Raw genomic sequence first — 17,565 nt, forward strand, 5'->3', positions numbered from 1 at the left:
CGCAGCATGATCGTCGCGCAGGCAGGTTTCGGGCAAAGCCTGAAAGACATCTGATTAAATTCTGCCCTTGGGCAGTTTCCATTAGCGATTTCGAGAGACGGATGAACATCACCACCTTTGCCAAACGCCTGTGTCTGCTAGTCCCGCTGCTCCTCTCGCCTGCCGCGTTCGCGGCCGAGATGATGCCGTCGCCACCACAACTGGCCGCCAAATCCTACGTGCTCATGGATGCCAACAGCGGCAACGTGCTGGTGGAGAACAACGGTGACCAGCGTCTGCCACCGGCCAGCCTGACCAAACTGATGACCGCGTACATTGCCACGCTGGAAATCCGTCGCGGCCAGATCGGTGAAAACGACCCGGTGACCGTCAGCGAAAACGCCTGGCGCACCGGCGGTTCGCGGATGTTCATCAAGGTCGGCTCGCAGGTCACGGTCAGCGACCTGCTGCACGGCATCATCATTCAGTCCGGCAACGACGCCAGCGTCGCGGTGGCTGAACACATCGCCGGCAGCGAAGACGCCTTCGCCGACCTGATGAACAAGACCGTCGCCGATCTGGGCATGACCAATACCCACTTCATGAACCCGACCGGTCTGCCGAACCCTGAGCACTATTCGTCGGCTCACGACATGGCGATCCTGGCTCGCGCGATCATCCACGAAGACCCGGCTCACTACGCGATCTACTCGCAGAAAGAGTTCTTCTGGAACGGCATCAAACAGCCTAACCGCAACCTGCTGCTGTGGCGCGACAAGACCGTCGACGGTCTGAAAACCGGCCACACCGAAGAAGCCGGCTACTGCATGGTGTCCTCGGCCGTACGCGACGGCATGCGCCTGATCGCCGTGGTGTTCGGCACCAACAGCGAAGCGGCCCGTGCCGCCGAGACCCAGAAGCTGCTGACCTACGGTTTCCGCTTCTTCGAAACCCAGACCTTCTACCAGAAGGGCACCGAACTGGCTCAGGCTCCGGTGTGGAAAGGCACCACCAGCCAGGTCAAGGCCGGCCTGGCTGAAGACCTGACCATGACCCTGCCGAAAGGCCAGCTGAAGAAGCTTGCTGCCAGCATGACCATGAACCCGCAACTGACCGCGCCAATCGCCAAGGGCGACGTGATCGGTAAAGTCGAAGTGAAACTGGACGACAAGGTGGTGCACAGCGCCGACCTGATCGCTCTGGACGCTGTCGAGGAGGGTGGTATCTTCCGCCGCATGTGGGATAGCATCCGTCTATTCTTCTACGGCTTGTTCAACTGATTTGAGTTGACCTGCATGGCCCCGTTCCTGTCCGGAGCGGGGCCTTGTTCGTTACCGGGCTTACGATTACGAGGCCGTTACGCCATGACCGATACCGAAGTAAAGGCGCCAAAGATCGAATTTCCCCAGGTTGATTATCCGGTTAAGGTGATCAGCGATACGGGCGTCGGCAACAAAGACAAGATCATCGACATCGTCAAGAAACACGCCAGCATCAATGATGAGCGTGTCGACGAGCGTCAAAGCAGCAACGGCAAGTACACCACCATCCAGTTGCACATCGTCGCGACCGACCAGGATCAGCTGTACAACATCAACAGCGAACTGCGGGCGACCGGCTTCGTACACATGGTGTTGTGATGCCGGGCACGCTGGGCTTTCGCGAACTCGGCCAGATGGCTTACGAGCCGGTCTGGCAGGCCATGCAACGTTTTACCAACGAGCGTGGCACCACGGCCCCGGATGAAATCTGGCTGGTTGAACACCCGCCGGTGTTCACCCAGGGTCAGGCCGGCAAGGCCGAGCACCTGTTGCTGCCGGGAGATATTCCGGTGGTGCAGGTCGACCGCGGCGGTCAGGTGACCTACCATGGCCCCGGTCAACTGGTGGCGTACCTGCTGCTGGATGTGCGCCGACTCGGTTTCGGCGTGCGCGATCTGGTCAGCCGCATGGAGCGCTGCCTGATCGAACTGCTGTCCAGTTACGGTGTGACCGCCGTGGCCAAGCCGGATGCTCCCGGCGTCTACGTCGACGGAGCGAAGATCGCTTCTCTGGGTTTGCGGATTCGCCACGGTTGTTCCTTTCATGGCCTGGCCCTGAACGTGGACATGAACCTGGAGCCGTTTCGACGGATTAATCCCTGCGGCTATGCCGGGCTGGCGATGACCCAGCTGAGCGAGCACGCAGGATCGATTGAATTTGCCGAGGTAAGTGCCCGGCTGCGCGCGCAGCTCGTCAAACACCTCGACTATGCTGAGCAGACGACCCTGACGGGCGGAATCGACTGATATGACTACTGATGCAGTGCAAACCATGATCCCGACGCTCGACGTGACCGAGCGCCCGGCCCCGCGTCCCAAGGTTGAAGCCGGCGTCAAGCTGCGCGGCGCCGAGAAGGTTGCACGCATCCCGGTGAAGATCATTCCGACCACCGAACTGCCGAAGAAACCCGACTGGATCCGCGTGCGCATCCCGGTTTCGCCGGAAGTCGACCGCATCAAGAGCCTGCTGCGCAAACACAAGCTGCACAGCGTCTGCGAAGAGGCGTCCTGCCCGAACCTGGGCGAATGCTTCTCCGGCGGCACCGCGACCTTCATGATCATGGGTGACATCTGCACCCGTCGCTGCCCGTTCTGCGACGTTGGCCACGGTCGTCCGAAGCCACTGGACGTCAACGAGCCGGAAAGCCTGGCCATCGCCATCGCCGACCTGAAACTCAAGTACGTGGTGATCACCTCGGTTGACCGCGACGACCTGCGTGACGGCGGTGCCCAGCACTTTGCCGACTGCATCCGCGAAATCCGCAAACTGTCGCCGAACGTGCAGCTCGAGACCCTGGTCCCGGACTACCGTGGCCGCATGGACATCGCCCTGGAAATCACCGCCGCCGAGCCGCCGGATGTGTTCAACCACAACCTGGAAACCGTGCCGCGCCTGTACAAGGCTGCGCGCCCGGGTTCGGACTACCAGTGGTCGCTGACCCTGCTGCAACGCTTCAAGCAGATGATGCCGCACATCCCGACCAAATCCGGCCTGATGCTGGGTCTGGGCGAGACCGACGACGAAGTCATCGAAGTCATGAAGCGCATGCGCGAACACGACATCGACATGCTGACCCTGGGCCAGTACCTGCAACCGTCCCGCAGCCACTTGCCGGTGCAGCGTTTCGTACACCCGGACACCTTCGCCTGGTTCGCCGAGGAAGGTTACAAGATGGGCTTCAAAAACGTTGCGTCCGGCCCATTGGTGCGTTCTTCGTACCACGCCGACGAACAGGCGAAACTGGTCAAGGCCGAGCTGCTCGGTTCCTGATTCAGCGCTGAATGAGAAAATGCCCGCCGGGGTTTATCGCCCGGCGGGCATTTTTTTGTCTGGCTTACACTCGTTACTGACTTTTCCTGCAATCTGCGGCGCGGCCGGGCCTCTTCTGTTTGTCGCCGTTCCTGACTACTGTGTGAGCATGACTTCACACAGGGAGATCCATGGATGACCGTTCGACCGACCCATACCCTTTTTCCGCACAAGCCTGTGCCCGCGCTGCCGTCGGAAGGGCTGATAGGCGTAATTGCGCCCGCCGGCCCCGGCACGCTCGATACCGAAAAGGCCGTTCAGTGGATGCGCGCCCGGGGTTACGGTTTGCGGGTGTTCCCCGGCGTCTACGAGAAGGACGGTTATCTGGCCGGCAGCGACGAGGTGCGGCTCAATGATCTGCATGCGGCGTTTGCTGACAAAGAGGTCGATGCAATCATTTGCCTGCGCGGTGGGTACGGCACGCCAAGGTTGCTGGACCGGATCGACTACGATCTGTTGAGCCGTCATGCCAAGCCCTTCGTCGGTTACAGCGACATCACCGCGCTGCACTTGGCCATCAGTCGCTACGCCGGGTTCGTGACCTTTCACGGGCCGTTGTTGAATGCCGATCTGCTGGGGGACAAGAAACCGCCGACGGTGACGTCGTTCTTCGCCATGCTGCGCGGTCAGTTGAAGGCCGGCAGTGTACTGAGTCACCCGGCGGCTTATCCATTGACCACCGTGGAGCCGGGCATTGCCCACGGACGTTTGCAGGGCGGCAATCTGGCGATGATCGCCGCGACCCTGGGCACGCCTTACGAAATCGACGTCGAAGGGGTGATTCTGCTCATCGAGGACATCAACGAGCCGTTGTACCGGATCGACCGTTTGCTGACGCAAATGCGTCTGGCAGGCAAGTTGGCCAGATTGCGTGGCGTGCTGGTCGGGGACGTGGCGGGCGTGGATGTCGAGGCCTTGAACCGCTTGCTCAAGCAGACTTTTGAACCACTGCGGATTCCGGTGCTGTCCGGCTGGCGTAGCGGGCACTGCGATCCGAACCTGACGTTGCCACTGGGGGCGCTGGTTCGACTGGATGCCGGGAAGAAGGAGTTGATGCTGGAGCAGGATGTGGTGATCAATGCGTAGGGATTAATCGCCTGATAGTCAGTCATCGCGGGCAAGCCCGTTCCCACAGTTTTCAGGTCGTACGCAGATACTGCGAACCCCTCTAAACCTGTGGGAGCGGGCTTGCCCGCGATGCTTTTACTGGTTGCGCAGGCTTTCCAGCAGCTTGTGCGTCGGGTAACCATCCGCCGGCCAGCCGAATGACTGCTGCGCACTGCGGATAGCCTTGCGCGTATTGGCGCCGATGATCCCGTCCGCCGCACCGGCGTCGTAGTTGCGCGCGGTCAGCAGGTTTTGCAGTTCGATCCGCTCGGTGCGGCTCAACGGCAGGTCATCTTTTGGCCAGGTGCCATTGATCAGGCCGGCGCCGTTGAAGCGCTCGGACAACAGACTGACGGCCAAGGCATAGGACGACGAATTGTTGTACTTGAGGATCGCCCGGAAGTTATCGAGGATCAGGAACGCCGGGCCACGATAGCCGGCCGGCAGCAGCAGGGCAGCGGACAGTTGCTCGGCGCCGGCCGGCACCTGGCCGCCGTTCGGCAGGATCACGCCCAGTTGCCGCCATTCGGCGACGCTTTTACGAATCGCGCCGTCGGCCAGGGTGTAGTTGAAACCGCTCGGCAGTTGCACTTCGAAGCCCCACGGCTGGCCACGCTGCCAGCCGGAGCTTTGCAGGTAATGCGCGGTGGAGGCCAGGGCGTCGGCCGGGCTGCCCCAGATATCGCGGCGACCGTCACCGTCGAAATCCACGGCGTGGGTGTTGTAGGTGGTCGGGATGAACTGGGTCTGGCCCATGGCACCAGCCCAAGAACCGAGCATTTTCTCGGGGGTGATGTCGCCCTGCTGCAGGATCTGCAGTGCCGCGATCAGCTGCGCATGGGCAAAGCCCGGACGGCGACCTTCATAGGCCAGGGTGGCCAGCGAGTTGATCACCGATTTGCTGCCCTGGAACTGGCCGAAATTACTTTCCATCCCCCACACCGACACCAGCGCCTGACGATCGACGCCATAGCGCTGTTCGATGCTTTGCAGGATGTCGGCGTACTGGCTGATCAGCGCCTGGCCTTTGCGTACGCGCAAGGGCGAAAGCGCGCCATCCAGGTACTCCCAGACCGGCCGGGCGAATTCCGGCTGGCTGCGGTCGGCACGAATCACGCTGGCGTCGAAGCTGACATTGGCGAAGGCGCGGTCGAACAGGTCTGGACGGATGCCGGCGGCCAGCGCGTCCTTGCGGAAACCCGCTTGCCATTCGGCAAAGGTCTGGGTCGGTTGCAGGTCGAGGTTGTCACCGGACGGCACTACCGGCGGGATGACCGCTGGGGCTGTGGCAACGGGAGCGGTCTGAAGCGGTTGAGCGTCGGCGGCGGTAGGTTTTTCCGCGCAGGCGACAAGCAGTACGAAGCTGGAGGCAGCGATCAGTTGGCGCAAGGGCCAACGACGGGAAAGACTGAGGGGCATGCACAGGTCCAGGGAATACGAATCAGGTGCAGACCTTAACATGAGGAAGGGGTGCTGCGCTTCAAGCGGCCAGAAAGTAAGAAGCCTCCCAGCTGTCAGACTGGAAGGCTTCGCGGCGGTAGCTGCCTTTACCCTTGGTGGGTCGTTCCTGGCGGCTGCGGAACAGGGGTTGGGCGACGATGGATTTGGCCTTGTTGTGGCCATGTTTCGATGGCTTTTTGCTCATGAGGATGCTCTCGATTGAGTGAGGTTATGCGCGGCAGATAATCTGCCGATCTCGGGCGTCTGTCTATAGGACCGAGGGCGTAATGTTCTGTAGGAAACGGACTTGATAAAAAACGGGATCGCAGCGCGATCCCGAATTTCATTCGGCAGGCAATGTCAGGCGCTGACCGGCCATCAGCAGTGCCAACCGGCTCAGGCTCATCCACGGCGAACCGGCTGCCTGCCCCTTGATCTGCGCATCGATGCGCTGTGCTTCGAGCAGCAATTGCGCCCAGCGTTGCGCCGAATAGCGTTGCAGGGCCTTGCTCATCAGCGGTTTGCGCTTGTCCCAGACGGGCGGCTTGGCCTGGCTGAAGCACTTGTCCAGCGGCGTTCCCTGGCTGTATTGCAACGAGATGTTGGCCAGCAGGCGCAATTCCCGGGCCAGAGCCCAAAGGATCACCGGCGGCTCGACCCCTTCACCGCGCAGCCCTTCGAGCATGCGCAGGGCGTGAGCCGGTTCGCCGTTGAGCACTGCGTCGGTCAGGCCGAACACGTCGAAGCGCGCACTGTCGGCGACGGCCGCCTGCACGGTTTCGACGGTGATTTGCCCGCCCTCGGCCATCAGCTTGAGCTTTTCGATCTCTTGCGCAGCGGCCAGCAGGTTGCCTTCGACCCGCGCGGCAATCAGTTCCACCGCATCCTGGCTGGCAGACAAGCCGGCCTGAGACAGACGCTGACGAATCCAGCTCGGCAGCTGGTTGGCGTCCACCGGCCAGATCTGCACGAACTGGGTCTGCTGACCTTCCACCAGCGCCTTGCCCCACTTGGTCTTCTGCGCGCTGCCGTCCAGCTTGGGCAAGCTGATCAACAGCACCGTGTCCTCTGCGGGGCGCGAGCAGTATTCGATCAGTGCGGCGGCGCCCTTGTCACCAGGCTTGCCAGAAGGCAAGCGCAGTTCCAGCAAGCGTTTTTCGGCGAACAGCGACATGCTGGCGCCGGCCTGCAGCAGCGTCCCCCAATCAAAATTGGCGTCGGCGGCGAAGACCTGACGTTCGTCGAATCCTTGCTGGCGGGCAGCGGAACGAATGGCGTCGGCAGCTTCCTGGCACAGCAGCGGGTCATCGCCGCTGATGATGTAGACCGGCGCAAGGGCGCCTTGCAGGTGTTTGCCGAGTTGGGCGGGAGCGAGTTTCATAAGAGAGGGCGAACGGGGCGCCTGAGCGCCCCGAACGTCTTACTGCTGCGGCAGTTCGAGCGGCGACTGACGCGGGGTTTCCGCTTCAGCCTTCTGCGCCGCTTCGAGGGCGTCGGCTTCGGCCTTGGCCCGCGCGTTGGCGGTTTGCTGCAGAGCGTCGAGCTGAGCCGGCGTCAGTTGTTGCAGACGCAGCATCATGCGCTGTACCAGCTCGCGACGGGTTTCACGGCGGGCATCGTTGGCTTCCTGGTCGGAACCCACGAGGTTGTTGCCGTCGTGAATGAACACTTTCTGCACTTCAAGCTTGTCGCTTTTGAGCAGCAGGTTGTTTTCGCCACGGATGTCGTATGAGAGCACGGTACTCACCTGGTACTCACCAGTACGACCGGCACCGGCGTAGCTGAGGATGCGCTGGTTTTCCTGCTCATCGGCCAGGAACAGCTTGTACGGTGCGCCGGAAACGATCTTGACGCCGCTGGCCTCCAGCACCTGACGCAGTTGCGTCACGGTTTCGCCGTAGGCGTTGCGGGCGCTCAGATCGAGCTCCTTGATCGACAGTTCGTTGGTGCCGGTACCACGCAGCTGGAAACCGCAGGCGCTCAACAGGACGGCGAGGCCCATCACCAGCAGATTGCGTTTGATCATTGTGTTGCTCCCCTTGAAACCATGTGGGCCGACTCTGTGGCCCGAAAGGTTTTACTGGGCGTCAGGCTTACCTGACGCCCGATCCAATTAGCTGGCGACGATATTGACCAGTTTCCCGGGCACTACGATCACTTTGCGAATCGTCAGGCCGTCAACGAAACGCAGCACGTTTTCGTTGGCGCGGGCTGCCGCTTCGACTTCTTCACGGGTGGCGGCGGCCGGCATTTCGATCTGGCCACGCAGCTTGCCGTTGACCTGGATCACCAGAGTCAGGCTGTCCTGCACCAGCGCACTTTCGTCCAGCACCGGCCAGGCGGCGTCGATCACCGGATCGGCGTGGCCCAGGCGGTTCCACAACTCGTGGCTGATATGCGGTGTGATCGGAGCCAGCAGCAGCGTCACGGTTTCCAGACCTTCCTGAACCAGTGCGCGATCCTGCTCGGTCGCTTGCGCGGCTTTTTCCAGCACGTTCATCAGCGTCATCACCTGAGCGATGGCGGTGTTGAATTTGTGGTTCTGGCCGACGTCATGGCTGGCCTGCTTGATCGCCTGGTGGATCGCGCGACGAATGACTTTCTGCTCGTCATTCAGGCTGGCGATATCCAGTTTGCCCGGCAGGCCCTGAGTGACGTGGGCCTGAGCCAGACGCCATACGCGCTTGAGGAAACGGTGCGAACCTTCCACGCCGGAGTCGGACCATTCAGCGCTCATGTCAGGTGGCGAGGCGAACATCATGAACAGACGGCAGGTATCGGCACCGAACTGATCGATCATCGACTGAGGGTCGACGCCGTTGTTCTTCGACTTGGCCATCTTCTCGGTGCCGCCGATTTCCACCGGCAGGCCGTCGGCAATCAGCCTGGCGCTGATGACCTTGGCCTTGCTGTCGCGCTCGAGTTCCACGTCAGCCGGGTTGAACCAGGTGTAGGCGCCGTTGGCTTCGCGACGATAGTAAGTCTCGGCGACCACCATGCCCTGGGTCAGCAGGTTCTTGAACGGCTCGTTGGAGCTCACCAGGCCTTCGTCGCGCATCAGCTTGTGGAAGAAACGCGCGTAGAGCAGGTGAAGAATGGCGTGCTCGATACCGCCGATGTACTGATCTACCGGCAGCCAGTGGTCGGCCGCGGATTTTTCCACCAGACCGCCTTCGAAGTGCGGCGAGGCGTAACGGGCGTAATACCAGGACGACTCGACGAAGGTGTCCATGGTGTCGGTTTCACGCTTGGCAGGCTGGCCGCATTTCGGGCAGGTGCACTCGTAGAATTCGGGCATGCGCGCCAGCGGCGAACCGGCGCCGTCCGGCACCACGTCCTCCGGCAGGACGACCGGCAGTTGATCTTCCGGCACCGGCACGTCACCGCAGGCATCGCAGTGGATGATCGGGATCGGGCAGCCCCAGTAGCGTTGACGGCTGATGCCCCAGTCGCGCAGGCGGAACTGGGTGCGCGAGGCGCCGAGGTTTTTCTTGATCAGGGCGACTTCCATGGCGTCGAACGCGCCAGCGAAGTCCAGACCGTCGAATTCGCCGGAGTTGATCAGCGTGCCGTGCTCGCCGTAGGCGTCTTGCCATGGCGCCGGGTTGGTTTCACCGGAGCTGGTGCGGACCACGGATTTGACCGGCAGGTTGTACTTGTGGGCGAATTCGAAATCGCGCTCGTCGTGCGCCGGCACAGCCATGACCGCGCCATCGCCGTAGTGCATCAGCACGTAGTTGGCGACCCACACCGGCAGTTTTTCGCCCGTCAGCGGGTGCTCGACGAACAGGCCGGTCGGCAGGCCTTTCTTCTCTTGAGTGGCGACGTCGGCTTCAGCGACGCTGCCGCCCTTGCATTCGGCGATGAACGCTTGCAGCTCAGGGTTGTTCTTCGCGGCGAGAGCAGCCAGGTGGTGTTCGGCTGCCACGGCAACGTAGGTTGCGCCCATCAGGGTGTCCGGACGGGTGGTGAAGACTTTCAGGGTGCCGCTTTCGCCGATCGATTCGACGTTGTACGGGAACTGCACTTCCATACCGCGCGACTTGCCGATCCAGTTGCGCTGCATGGTCTTGACCTGCTCGGGCCAGCCGGTCAGTTCGTCGAGACTCTCCAGCAGCTCATCCGCGTAGGCGGTGATCTTGAAGTAGTACATCGGGATTTCGCGCTTTTCGATCAGCGCGCCGGAACGCCAGCCGCGACCGTCGATCACCTGCTCGTTGGCCAGAACGGTCTGGTCGATCGGGTCCCAGTTCACGGTGCCGTTCTTGCGGTAGATCACGCCTTTTTCGAACAGGCGAGTGAACAGCCATTGTTCCCAGCGGTAGTAATCCGGTTTGCAGGTGGTGACTTCGCGCGACCAGTCCACCGCCAGGCCCAGGCTGCGCAGCTGGGATTTCATGTAGGCGATGTTTTCGTAGGTCCACTTGGCCGGGGCCACGTTGTTCTTCATCGCGGCGTTTTCCGCCGGCATGCCGAAGGCGTCCCAACCCATCGGTTGCAGAACGTTCTTGCCGAGCATGCGCTGGTAGCGGGAGATCACGTCGCCGATGGTGTAGTTGCGCACGTGCCCCATGTGTAGCTTGCCGCTGGGGTAAGGGAACATCGACAGGCAGTAGTAAGTCTCCTTGCCTGGCTGTTCACTGACTTCAAAGGACTTTTGCTCGTCCCAGAACGACTGGGCGGCGGCTTCGATTTCACGGGGTTGATATTGTTCGTGCATGGCTACTTTTGTACTGGATAGGGGTGGCCTAATCCTCTTCAATGCGACGTTCGGGGCGTGCCGGACGAGCTGGAAGTGGAGTTACAGGAAGCGCCGTAGCATACATGACCGCGCTTGGCCTAGGGAAACCCTGATTGCAGCCGTTTGACCGGCTCAAATCGCGGCGAGGGCCGTTGGTCGCGGCGTGCAGCCGGTTTGTGCAGCGAAGCTAAGCTCTAACTGGGGAGTGAGTCTTATCTTCAATGAGGTGAGGGATGGTGGAGTCACAGCAAAAAAACGTTACCAAACCCGAGTTGTACGAGCGGTTGATCGATCGTCTGGGGATGGCCCTGGACGCAGCAAAAACCGCAGGAAGGCTGCGCGACGAGCGCCCCCTGGAGCTGGAATTGCGTGGCTTGAGTCCCGCCGAGTTCAAACTGGTCAAGGCCTATCTGGATCGCAGTGAGCGTGAAACCCACGGATACCTGTCACAAGCAGTGAAACAACTCGATGCAGCCCATACGGCCAAAGTCATCTGGCTCAAGGACAAGGCGCCCGGCAGAGACGCCGTCAAGGTTCGGACTCTGCAGGCCAAGTAAACGCATGGCAGGTCAAAAAGCGGATCTTTTTCAACAGGATCCGACCCTACTGGTTGTCGCGCTGTATCAACCCACTTAGGCTTCGGGCATCTTTGGAGATGCTCGATGCCTTTTCGTTATTTCATTAAACAACTGCTGTTGCCGCCCGGCCTTCTTTTGCTGCTGTTGCTGGCGGCCTGGTGGCTGCGACGTTCGCGGCCGCGACTGGCCGGGCTGTGTTTTGCCCTGGGTTTTGGCGGGTTTTTGCTGATGAGTCTGCCGGTGGTCGTGCAATGGGGCGCCAAGGCTCTGGAGCGCGAGCCGCCGCTGGCCCGCGAAGCATGGGCAGATCTGGCACAGCGCGCCGATGCGATTGTGGTGCTGGGTTCCGGTCGCGAGCGCGGCGATGTGGCCTGGGGCGAAGATCAGCCGACCGGTGTCGGGCTTGAACGGCAGCGTTACGCGGCGCGACTGGCCAAGGCGTCCGGACTTCCGATTCTGACCAGCGGTGGCCTGCATTACGGTACGCCGCCGACCGAAGCGAAATTGATGGCCGATTCGTTGCGCGATGATTTCGGTGTGACAGTGCGCTGGCAGGAAGGGGAGAGCCGCACTACGTGGGAAAACGCCGAATTCAGCGCCAGGATGCTGTTGCCGGAAGGCGTCAAACGTATCGTGCTGGTGACCCAGGCCTGGCACATGCCGCGAGCGGTGTGGAGTTATCAACAGGCTGGATTTGAAGTGGTACCGGCGCCGGTCGGTTTCCTTGGCACTGACAATGCGCGACCGTTTGGCGGCTGGCTGCCGGAATTCAAGTCGATCTGGCAGAGCGGGCAGTTGATGAACGAGGCGGTGGGGCAGATCGGTTACTCGCTGTTCTACCGAGGGCGTGGCGCCGCCGATTGATGGGGTGTCCTTGACGGCGCCTTCGCGAGCAAGCCCGCCCCCACAGCGTTCACCTGTGGGAGCGGGGGGATCTCTCAGAGAGTCTTGGACATCCGGTTGGTCATCAGCGCCCAGCCGAACAGCACCACGCACAGGACGATCAGCGGCCACGAGCGCCATTGCAGATACGGCGTCAGGTTGTGCATCGGCACCACTTCGCCGTAGAGCACGCCCTGTTCGAATTGCGGAATGCGTTCGGTGATCTGTCCGAACGGGTTGATCAGCCCGGTCACGCCGTTGTTGGTCGCGCGGATCATCCAGCGTCCGGCTTCAAGCGCGCGCATCTGCGCCATTTGCAGATGCTGCAACGGGCCGATCGACGTACCGAACCAGGTGTCGTTGCTGATCGTCAGCAGCAAGTCGCTGCGTGCCGCCAGGCCCGCGGCGAATTCCGGATACACCACTTCGTAGCAGATGAACGGTGCGACCTGATATCCCTTGGCTTGCAACAGGGCCTGATCGGCAGGGCCGCGGGCGAAGTCGGACATCGGCAGGTCGAAGAACGCGATCAGCCCGCGCAGGATGTCCTGCAACGGTACGTATTCGCCGAACGGCACCAGTTTCTGTTTCAGATAAGTGCCATCGCCTTCGCCGACCACGGTGATGCCGTTGAAGAAGCGTTTTTCGTGACGGACCGTTTCGCGGATCGGTACGCCGGTGATCAGCGCCGATTTACGCTCGGCGGCGAAGGTGCCCATCATGTTCAGGTAGCCCTCGGCGGACTCCTTGAGCACTGGCACGGCGGTTTCCGGCCAGATCAGCAGGTCCACCGGTTTGGAGCGGAAACTCAGGTCGCGGTACAGCGCCAGTTGCGCGTTGAGCTCGGCCGGATCCCATTTCATGCTTTGCGCGACGTTGCCCTGAATGGCGGCAACGCTCAGCGGTGCGCCTGACGGACTGGTCCAGGCGTGGCCTTTCAAGGCAATGCCCACCACCCATGGCCCGATCAGCAATACCACGCCGGCAGCAATGAAGGCTTTGCGGCGGGTTTGCAGCAGGCGCGGTGCGTTGTAGATCAGTGCAGCGGTCAGCGCCAGGACAAACGATACCAGCCATATGCCGCCCACCGGCGCGAGCCCGGCCAGCGGACCATTGAGCTGGCTGTAACCGGAGTACAGCCACGGGAAACCGGTGAGGAACCAGCCACGAAACGCTTCCTGACCCACCCACAGCGCCGCAAAGGCCAGGGCATCGGCCACCGGGGCTTCGTTACGCCGCAGCCAGCGCGCCCAGAGCCAGGCGGGCAGGGCGAAGAACCAGGCAATGGCCGCCGTGAAGATCAGCATCAGGAACCCGGCCAGCAGCACCGAAGCGCCGCCGAAGTGGTGGATGCTGTAGTAGATCCAGCTGGTACCGGCGCCGAACAGGCCGAAACCGAAGCACCAGCCGCGACCCAAGGCCTGGCGCGGGCTCAGCTCTCGCAGCCCTGCATAGAACAGGCCGACCGCCAGCAGGGCCAGCGGCCAGAGATCGAACGGGGCCAGCGCGAAGGTGGTGATTGCACCGGCCGCCACGGCCAGCAGGTTACCGGGCCAGCCGGGGCGGGTTGTCCAGCGCATTTCAGTCCTTAGAATTAACGAGCGATTGGCGTCAGTCGCAGCAAATGAATCCGGCGACTGTCGGCATTCAGGATGCGGAAACGATAGGCGCCGATTTCAGTGATTTCGTTGCGTTTTGGCAAGTGCCCGAACGCGCTCATCACCAGCCCGCCGACGGTGTCGAACTCGTCGTCGGAGAATTCGCTATCGAAGAACTCGTTGAAGTTCTCGATCGGCGTCAGGGCCTTGATCAGGAAATCACCGCTGGGCAGCGGCTTGATGTAGCTGTCTTCTTCGACGTCGTGCTCGTCTTCGATGTCGCCGACGATTTGCTCCAGCACGTCTTCGATGGTCACCAGACCGGCCACGCCGCCGTACTCGTCGATGACGATGGCCATGTGGTTGTGGTTGGCGCGGAATTCACGCAGCAACACGTTCAGACGCTTGGACTCCGGCACGAACGTGGCCGGGCGCAGCAGATCCTTGATGTTGAAGCTGTCGCCATTCTCCTTGAGGATCAGCGGCAGCAGATCCTTGGCCAGCAGCACGCCCATCACGTCGTCATGGCTTTCGCCGATGACCGGGTAGCGCGAGTGGGCCGAGTCGACCACGGCAGGGAGAAATTCGCGGGGTGTCTGGGTCGCCTTGATGCTGATCATCTGCGAGCGCGGCACCATGATGTCGCGTACCTGCAGGTCAGCCACCTGGATGGCGCCTTCGACGATGGCCAGCGCTTCGCTGTCCAGCAGTTTGTTCTGATGTGCATCGCGCAGCAGCTCAAGCAGCTCCTGGCGGTTCTTCGGCTCGTGAGCAAAAGCCTGGGTCAGTTTACCCAGCCATGACTTTTGCCCGTTGCTCGATCGATCTTCGCTCATAGCGATTACTCTGAATCCTTTGTTGTAACAGTAGGGGATGTTTCGGTTTCGTCGTCCGCGTACGGATCGGGATAACCCAATTCGGCAAGCAACTCGCGTTCCAGTGCTTCCATTTCCTCGGCTTCCTCGTCATCTATATGGTCGTAACCCAGCAGATGCAAGCAGCCGTGAATGACCAGATGTGCCCAGTGGGCCTTCAGTTCCTTGCCTTGCTCGGCGGCTTCGCGTTCGACCACCGCCACGCAGATCACCAGATCGCCCAGCAGCGGCATGTCGAGAAACTCGTCGGGCACTTCGGCGGGGAAGGACAGGACGTTGGTCGCGTAATCCTTGTGGCGCCAGGTGTGATTCAGCTCGCGACCTTCTTCTTCGTCGACCAGACGAATGGTCATTTCCGAGTCGGCAGTGCGCTGGCGCAGGGCCAGTTCGCACCATTGGCGGAATTCTTCTTCGGTCGGCGCAGACGCTTGGGTCGCGATTTGCAGATCAAGCTCAAGCATCGTGGCGAGTGTCCTTTGGCGCTTCATCGGCCAGTCGCGTCTCGAATCGCTCGTAGGCTTCGACGATGCGTTGCACCAACGGATGGCGCACCACGTCTTTGGGCTGGAAGTGGGTGAAGCTGATGCCCGGCACATCTTTCAGGACTTCGATGACGTGATGAAGTCCGGACTTGGTGCCGCGTGGCAGGTCGACCTGGGTAATGTCGCCGGTGATCACGGCCGTGGAGCCGAAACCGATCCGGGTCAGGAACATCTTCATCTGTTCGACGGTGGTGTTCTGACTTTCGTCGAGGATGATGAAGCTGTTGTTCAGCGTGCGACCGCGCATGTAGGCCAGCGGTGCGACTTCGATCACCTGACGTTCGATCAGCTTGGCCACGTATTCGAAGCCGAGCATTTCGTAGAGTGCGTCGTAGAGCGGGCGCAGGTACGGGTCGATCTTCTGCGACAGGTCGCCGGGCAGGAAGCCGAGTTTTTCACCCGCTTCGACCGCCGGACGCACCAGCAGGATGCGGCGGATCTGCTCGCGCTCCAGCGCATCAACGGCGCAGGCGACGGCAAGATAGGTCTTGCCGGTACCGGCCGGGCCGATGCCGAAGTTGATGTCGTTGCCGAGGATTTCCTTCACGTAGCGCAGCTGATTCAAGCCGCGTGGGCGAATCATGCCTTTCTTGGTACGCAGGGCGACGGAGGCTTCGGCGGGGGCGGGGTTGTCCAGTTGCTCGACGGCCGATTCCTGGAGGAACAGGTGAACCATATCCGGCGACAGCTCTGAACCCTTGGTTTCACGGTACAGGCGGCGAATCAGGTTTTCCGCGGAAGTGGTGTGCTTGGGTTCGCCGATCAGCTCGAACTGATTGCCGCGGTTGCGGATCTCGATGGCCAGGCGCTGTTCGATCAGCCGCAGGTGCTCGTCGAACTGCCCGCACAGATTGGCGAAGCGGCGAGCCTCAAAGGGCTCGAGGATGAAACGATGAGGTTCTATGGGTGCGTTCAAGGTCGTATTTAGCCGCCCTGGGGCAATTGGGATGAAATCAAGGATAACGCCAGCGGCGTGGGTGCGAAAGCTCTTAAAAAGCCTGGCACCGATTCAGCCCTCTGGCGCGGTCTCCTTGCGCTGTTACTGGATCAGCGAGCCGCGCAGCGAGTGCGGTTGCGCCGCGTCGATGTGGACGTCGGCGAACTGGCCGATCAGGGTCGGATTATCGCAGCGGAAGTTGACGATACGGTTATTCTCGGTGCGCCCTTGCAGCTCGCCGGGGTCTTTCTTCGAATAGTCGGTTACCAGAATCCGCTGGACCGAACCGACCATTTGTCGGCTGATCTCGAAGCCTTGCTGATTTAAACGGTGCTGCAAGGCGTTCAGGCGTTCTTTCTTCAGTTCTTCCGGGGTGTCGTCGGGCAGATCGGCGGCCGGGGTGCCTGGGCGCTGGCTGTAGACGAACGAGTAGGAAAAATCGAAACCGACGTCGGCAATCAGCTTCATGGTCTGTTCGAAATCTTTCTCGGTTTCCCCCGGGAAACCGACGATGAAGTCCGAGCTGATGCAGATGCCCGGCACGGCGGCGCGCAGTTTGCGCAGCTTGGATTTGTACTCAAGCGCGGTGTGGTTGCGTTTCATCGCGGCCAGGATCCGGTCCGAGCCCGACTGCACCGGCAAGTGCAGGTGCTTCACCAGTTCCGGCACTTCGGCGTGTGCCTGGATCAGGCTGTCGGAGAATTCCAGCGGGTGCGAGGTGGTGTAGCGGATGCGGTCGATACCGTCGACTGCAGCGACCACGCGGATCAGTTCGGCCAGGTCGGCCAGGCGACCGTCGTGGGTCAGCCCGCGATAACCGTTGACGTTTTGGCCCAGCAGGGTCACTTCACGCACGCCGTTTTCGGCCAAATGAATGATCTCGGCGATCACGTCGTCGAACGGCCGGCTGACTTCTTCGCCGCGGGTGTAAGGCACTACGCAGAACGTGCAGTACTTGCTGCAGCCTTCCATCACCGACACGTAGGCGCTCGGACCGTCGATGCGCGGCTCGGGCAGGTGGTCGAACTTTTCGATTTCCGGGAACGAGACGTCGACTTGCGGCAGCTTGCTGATACGCGCGGCGTCGATCATTTCCGGCAGACGGTGCAGGGTCTGCGGACCGAAAACCACGTCGACGTACGGGGCGCGATCACGGATCGCCGCGCCTTCCTGGCTGGCCACGCAACCGCCGACGGCAATCACCATGTCCGGGTTGGCCAGTTTCAGTTCGCGCCAGCGGCCGAGCTGAGAATACACCCGGTCCTGGGCGCGTTCGCGGATCGAGCAGGTGTTGAGCAGAATCACGTCGGCATCTTCGGCGCGCGCCGTGACTTCCAGGGCCTGGTGTTCGCCCAGCAGATCGACCATGCGCGAGCTGTCGTACTCGTTCATCTGGCAACCGTGGGTTTCGATGTAAAGCTTCTTGGCCATGGAATAGGGTCGTCACGTGGTTCAAAGAACCGCGCATTATAGGGAACATGTCCCCAGGTTCCTACCGCTGTGCGTCCGGTGGCTATGCTATAGTTCGCGCCCTCA

17 protein-coding genes are annotated in these 17,565 nt (G+C 61.5%); 7 read left to right on the plus strand and 10 right to left on the minus strand.

Features of this window, described 5'->3' with window-relative positions; all coding sequences use genetic code 11:
* The first annotated feature begins 101 nt into the window (after window positions 1–101).
* The 5 genes from MKZ87_RS08900 to MKZ87_RS08920 all read left to right on the plus strand — a co-directional run bounded on the left by MKZ87_RS08900 (window position 102) and on the right by MKZ87_RS08920 (window position 4,415).
* Entirely contained in the window at window positions 102–1,259 is a 1,158-nt protein-coding gene (locus MKZ87_RS08900; protein WP_085697611.1) for a D-alanyl-D-alanine carboxypeptidase family protein, read from the plus strand.
* 84 nt (window positions 1,260–1,343) lie between these two features.
* On the plus strand, window positions 1,344–1,619 hold the full coding sequence (locus MKZ87_RS08905) for a DUF493 domain-containing protein (protein ID WP_064382178.1): 276 nt from the start codon (window positions 1,344–1,346) through the stop codon (window positions 1,617–1,619).
* Window positions 1,619–2,266 carry a lipoyl(octanoyl) transferase LipB gene (gene lipB, locus MKZ87_RS08910; RefSeq protein WP_266200649.1) on the plus strand — a complete coding sequence of 216 codons (648 nt, stop codon included), beginning with the start codon at window positions 1,619–1,621 and terminating at the stop codon, window positions 2,264–2,266. Before MKZ87_RS08905 ends, lipB begins: the two co-directional genes overlap by 1 nt.
* A gap of 25 nt (window positions 2,267–2,291) precedes the next feature.
* The gene (gene lipA, locus MKZ87_RS08915) at window positions 2,292–3,290 is read left to right on the plus strand and encodes a lipoyl synthase (RefSeq protein WP_162130488.1); all 999 of its coding nucleotides are present in this window, start codon (window positions 2,292–2,294) and stop codon (window positions 3,288–3,290) included.
* Between the two features lie 174 nt (window positions 3,291–3,464).
* Complete coding sequence (locus MKZ87_RS08920) at window positions 3,465–4,415, plus strand: S66 peptidase family protein (protein ID WP_266200650.1); 951 nt, start codon at window positions 3,465–3,467, stop codon at window positions 4,413–4,415.
* A 117-nt stretch (window positions 4,416–4,532) separates the two neighbouring features.
* Here MKZ87_RS08920 and MKZ87_RS08925 read toward each other — a convergent pair whose 3' ends face one another.
* The 5 genes from MKZ87_RS08925 to leuS all read right to left on the minus strand — a co-directional run bounded on the left by MKZ87_RS08925 (window position 4,533) and on the right by leuS (window position 10,596).
* On the minus strand, window positions 4,533–5,855 hold the full coding sequence (locus MKZ87_RS08925) for a lytic murein transglycosylase (RefSeq protein WP_085697609.1): 1,323 nt from the start codon (window positions 5,853–5,855) through the stop codon (window positions 4,533–4,535).
* 61 nt (window positions 5,856–5,916) lie between these two features.
* Complete coding sequence (arfA, locus tag MKZ87_RS08930) at window positions 5,917–6,081, minus strand: alternative ribosome rescue factor ArfA (RefSeq protein ID WP_007958672.1); 165 nt, start codon at window positions 6,079–6,081, stop codon at window positions 5,917–5,919.
* Between the two features lie 138 nt (window positions 6,082–6,219).
* Complete coding sequence (gene holA, locus MKZ87_RS08935) at window positions 6,220–7,257, minus strand: DNA polymerase III subunit delta (protein WP_007958673.1); 1,038 nt, start codon at window positions 7,255–7,257, stop codon at window positions 6,220–6,222.
* Between the two features lie 39 nt (window positions 7,258–7,296).
* Window positions 7,297–7,902, minus strand: coding sequence for an LPS assembly lipoprotein LptE (gene lptE / locus MKZ87_RS08940; protein ID WP_085697608.1), 606 nt, complete (start codon window positions 7,900–7,902; stop codon window positions 7,297–7,299).
* Window positions 7,903–7,989: 87 nt separating this feature from the next.
* Window positions 7,990–10,596, minus strand: a complete 2,607-nt coding sequence (gene leuS, locus MKZ87_RS08945; protein ID WP_085697607.1) for a leucine--tRNA ligase — start codon at window positions 10,594–10,596, stop codon at window positions 7,990–7,992.
* A gap of 254 nt (window positions 10,597–10,850) precedes the next feature.
* Between leuS and MKZ87_RS08950 the strand changes: the two genes are divergently transcribed.
* Complete coding sequence (locus tag MKZ87_RS08950; RefSeq protein WP_011336088.1) at window positions 10,851–11,174, plus strand: hypothetical protein; 324 nt, start codon at window positions 10,851–10,853, stop codon at window positions 11,172–11,174.
* Between the two features lie 105 nt (window positions 11,175–11,279).
* Window positions 11,280–12,059 carry a YdcF family protein gene (locus MKZ87_RS08955; protein ID WP_085697606.1) on the plus strand — a complete coding sequence of 260 codons (780 nt, stop codon included), beginning with the start codon at window positions 11,280–11,282 and terminating at the stop codon, window positions 12,057–12,059.
* Window positions 12,060–12,133: 74 nt separating this feature from the next.
* On the opposite strand, the gene lnt is transcribed toward MKZ87_RS08955, so the two are convergent.
* From lnt to miaB, 5 genes are all read right to left on the minus strand, one after another.
* Window positions 12,134–13,657, minus strand: a complete 1,524-nt coding sequence (gene lnt, locus MKZ87_RS08960; RefSeq protein WP_266200651.1) for an apolipoprotein N-acyltransferase — start codon at window positions 13,655–13,657, stop codon at window positions 12,134–12,136.
* Window positions 13,658–13,671: 14 nt separating this feature from the next.
* Window positions 13,672–14,511, minus strand: a complete 840-nt coding sequence (locus MKZ87_RS08965; RefSeq protein ID WP_007909641.1) for an HlyC/CorC family transporter — start codon at window positions 14,509–14,511, stop codon at window positions 13,672–13,674.
* Window positions 14,512–14,516: 5 nt separating this feature from the next.
* Entirely contained in the window at window positions 14,517–15,011 is a 495-nt protein-coding gene (ybeY, locus tag MKZ87_RS08970) for an rRNA maturation RNase YbeY (protein WP_266200654.1), read from the minus strand.
* Window positions 15,004–16,008, minus strand: coding sequence for a PhoH family protein (locus tag MKZ87_RS08975; protein WP_085703114.1), 1,005 nt, complete (start codon window positions 16,006–16,008; stop codon window positions 15,004–15,006). Before MKZ87_RS08975 ends, ybeY begins: the two co-directional genes overlap by 8 nt.
* 123 nt (window positions 16,009–16,131) lie before the next feature.
* Window positions 16,132–17,460: a tRNA (N6-isopentenyl adenosine(37)-C2)-methylthiotransferase MiaB gene (miaB, locus tag MKZ87_RS08980; protein ID WP_085697602.1), complete on the minus strand. Its 1,329-nt coding sequence runs from the start codon at window positions 17,458–17,460 to the stop codon at window positions 16,132–16,134.
* Between the last annotated feature and the right edge of the window lie 105 nt (window positions 17,461–17,565).

The sequence above is a fragment of the Pseudomonas sp. MCal1 genome, from assembly GCF_026341415.1.
Classification (GTDB): Bacteria; Pseudomonadota; Gammaproteobacteria; order Pseudomonadales; family Pseudomonadaceae; genus Aquipseudomonas.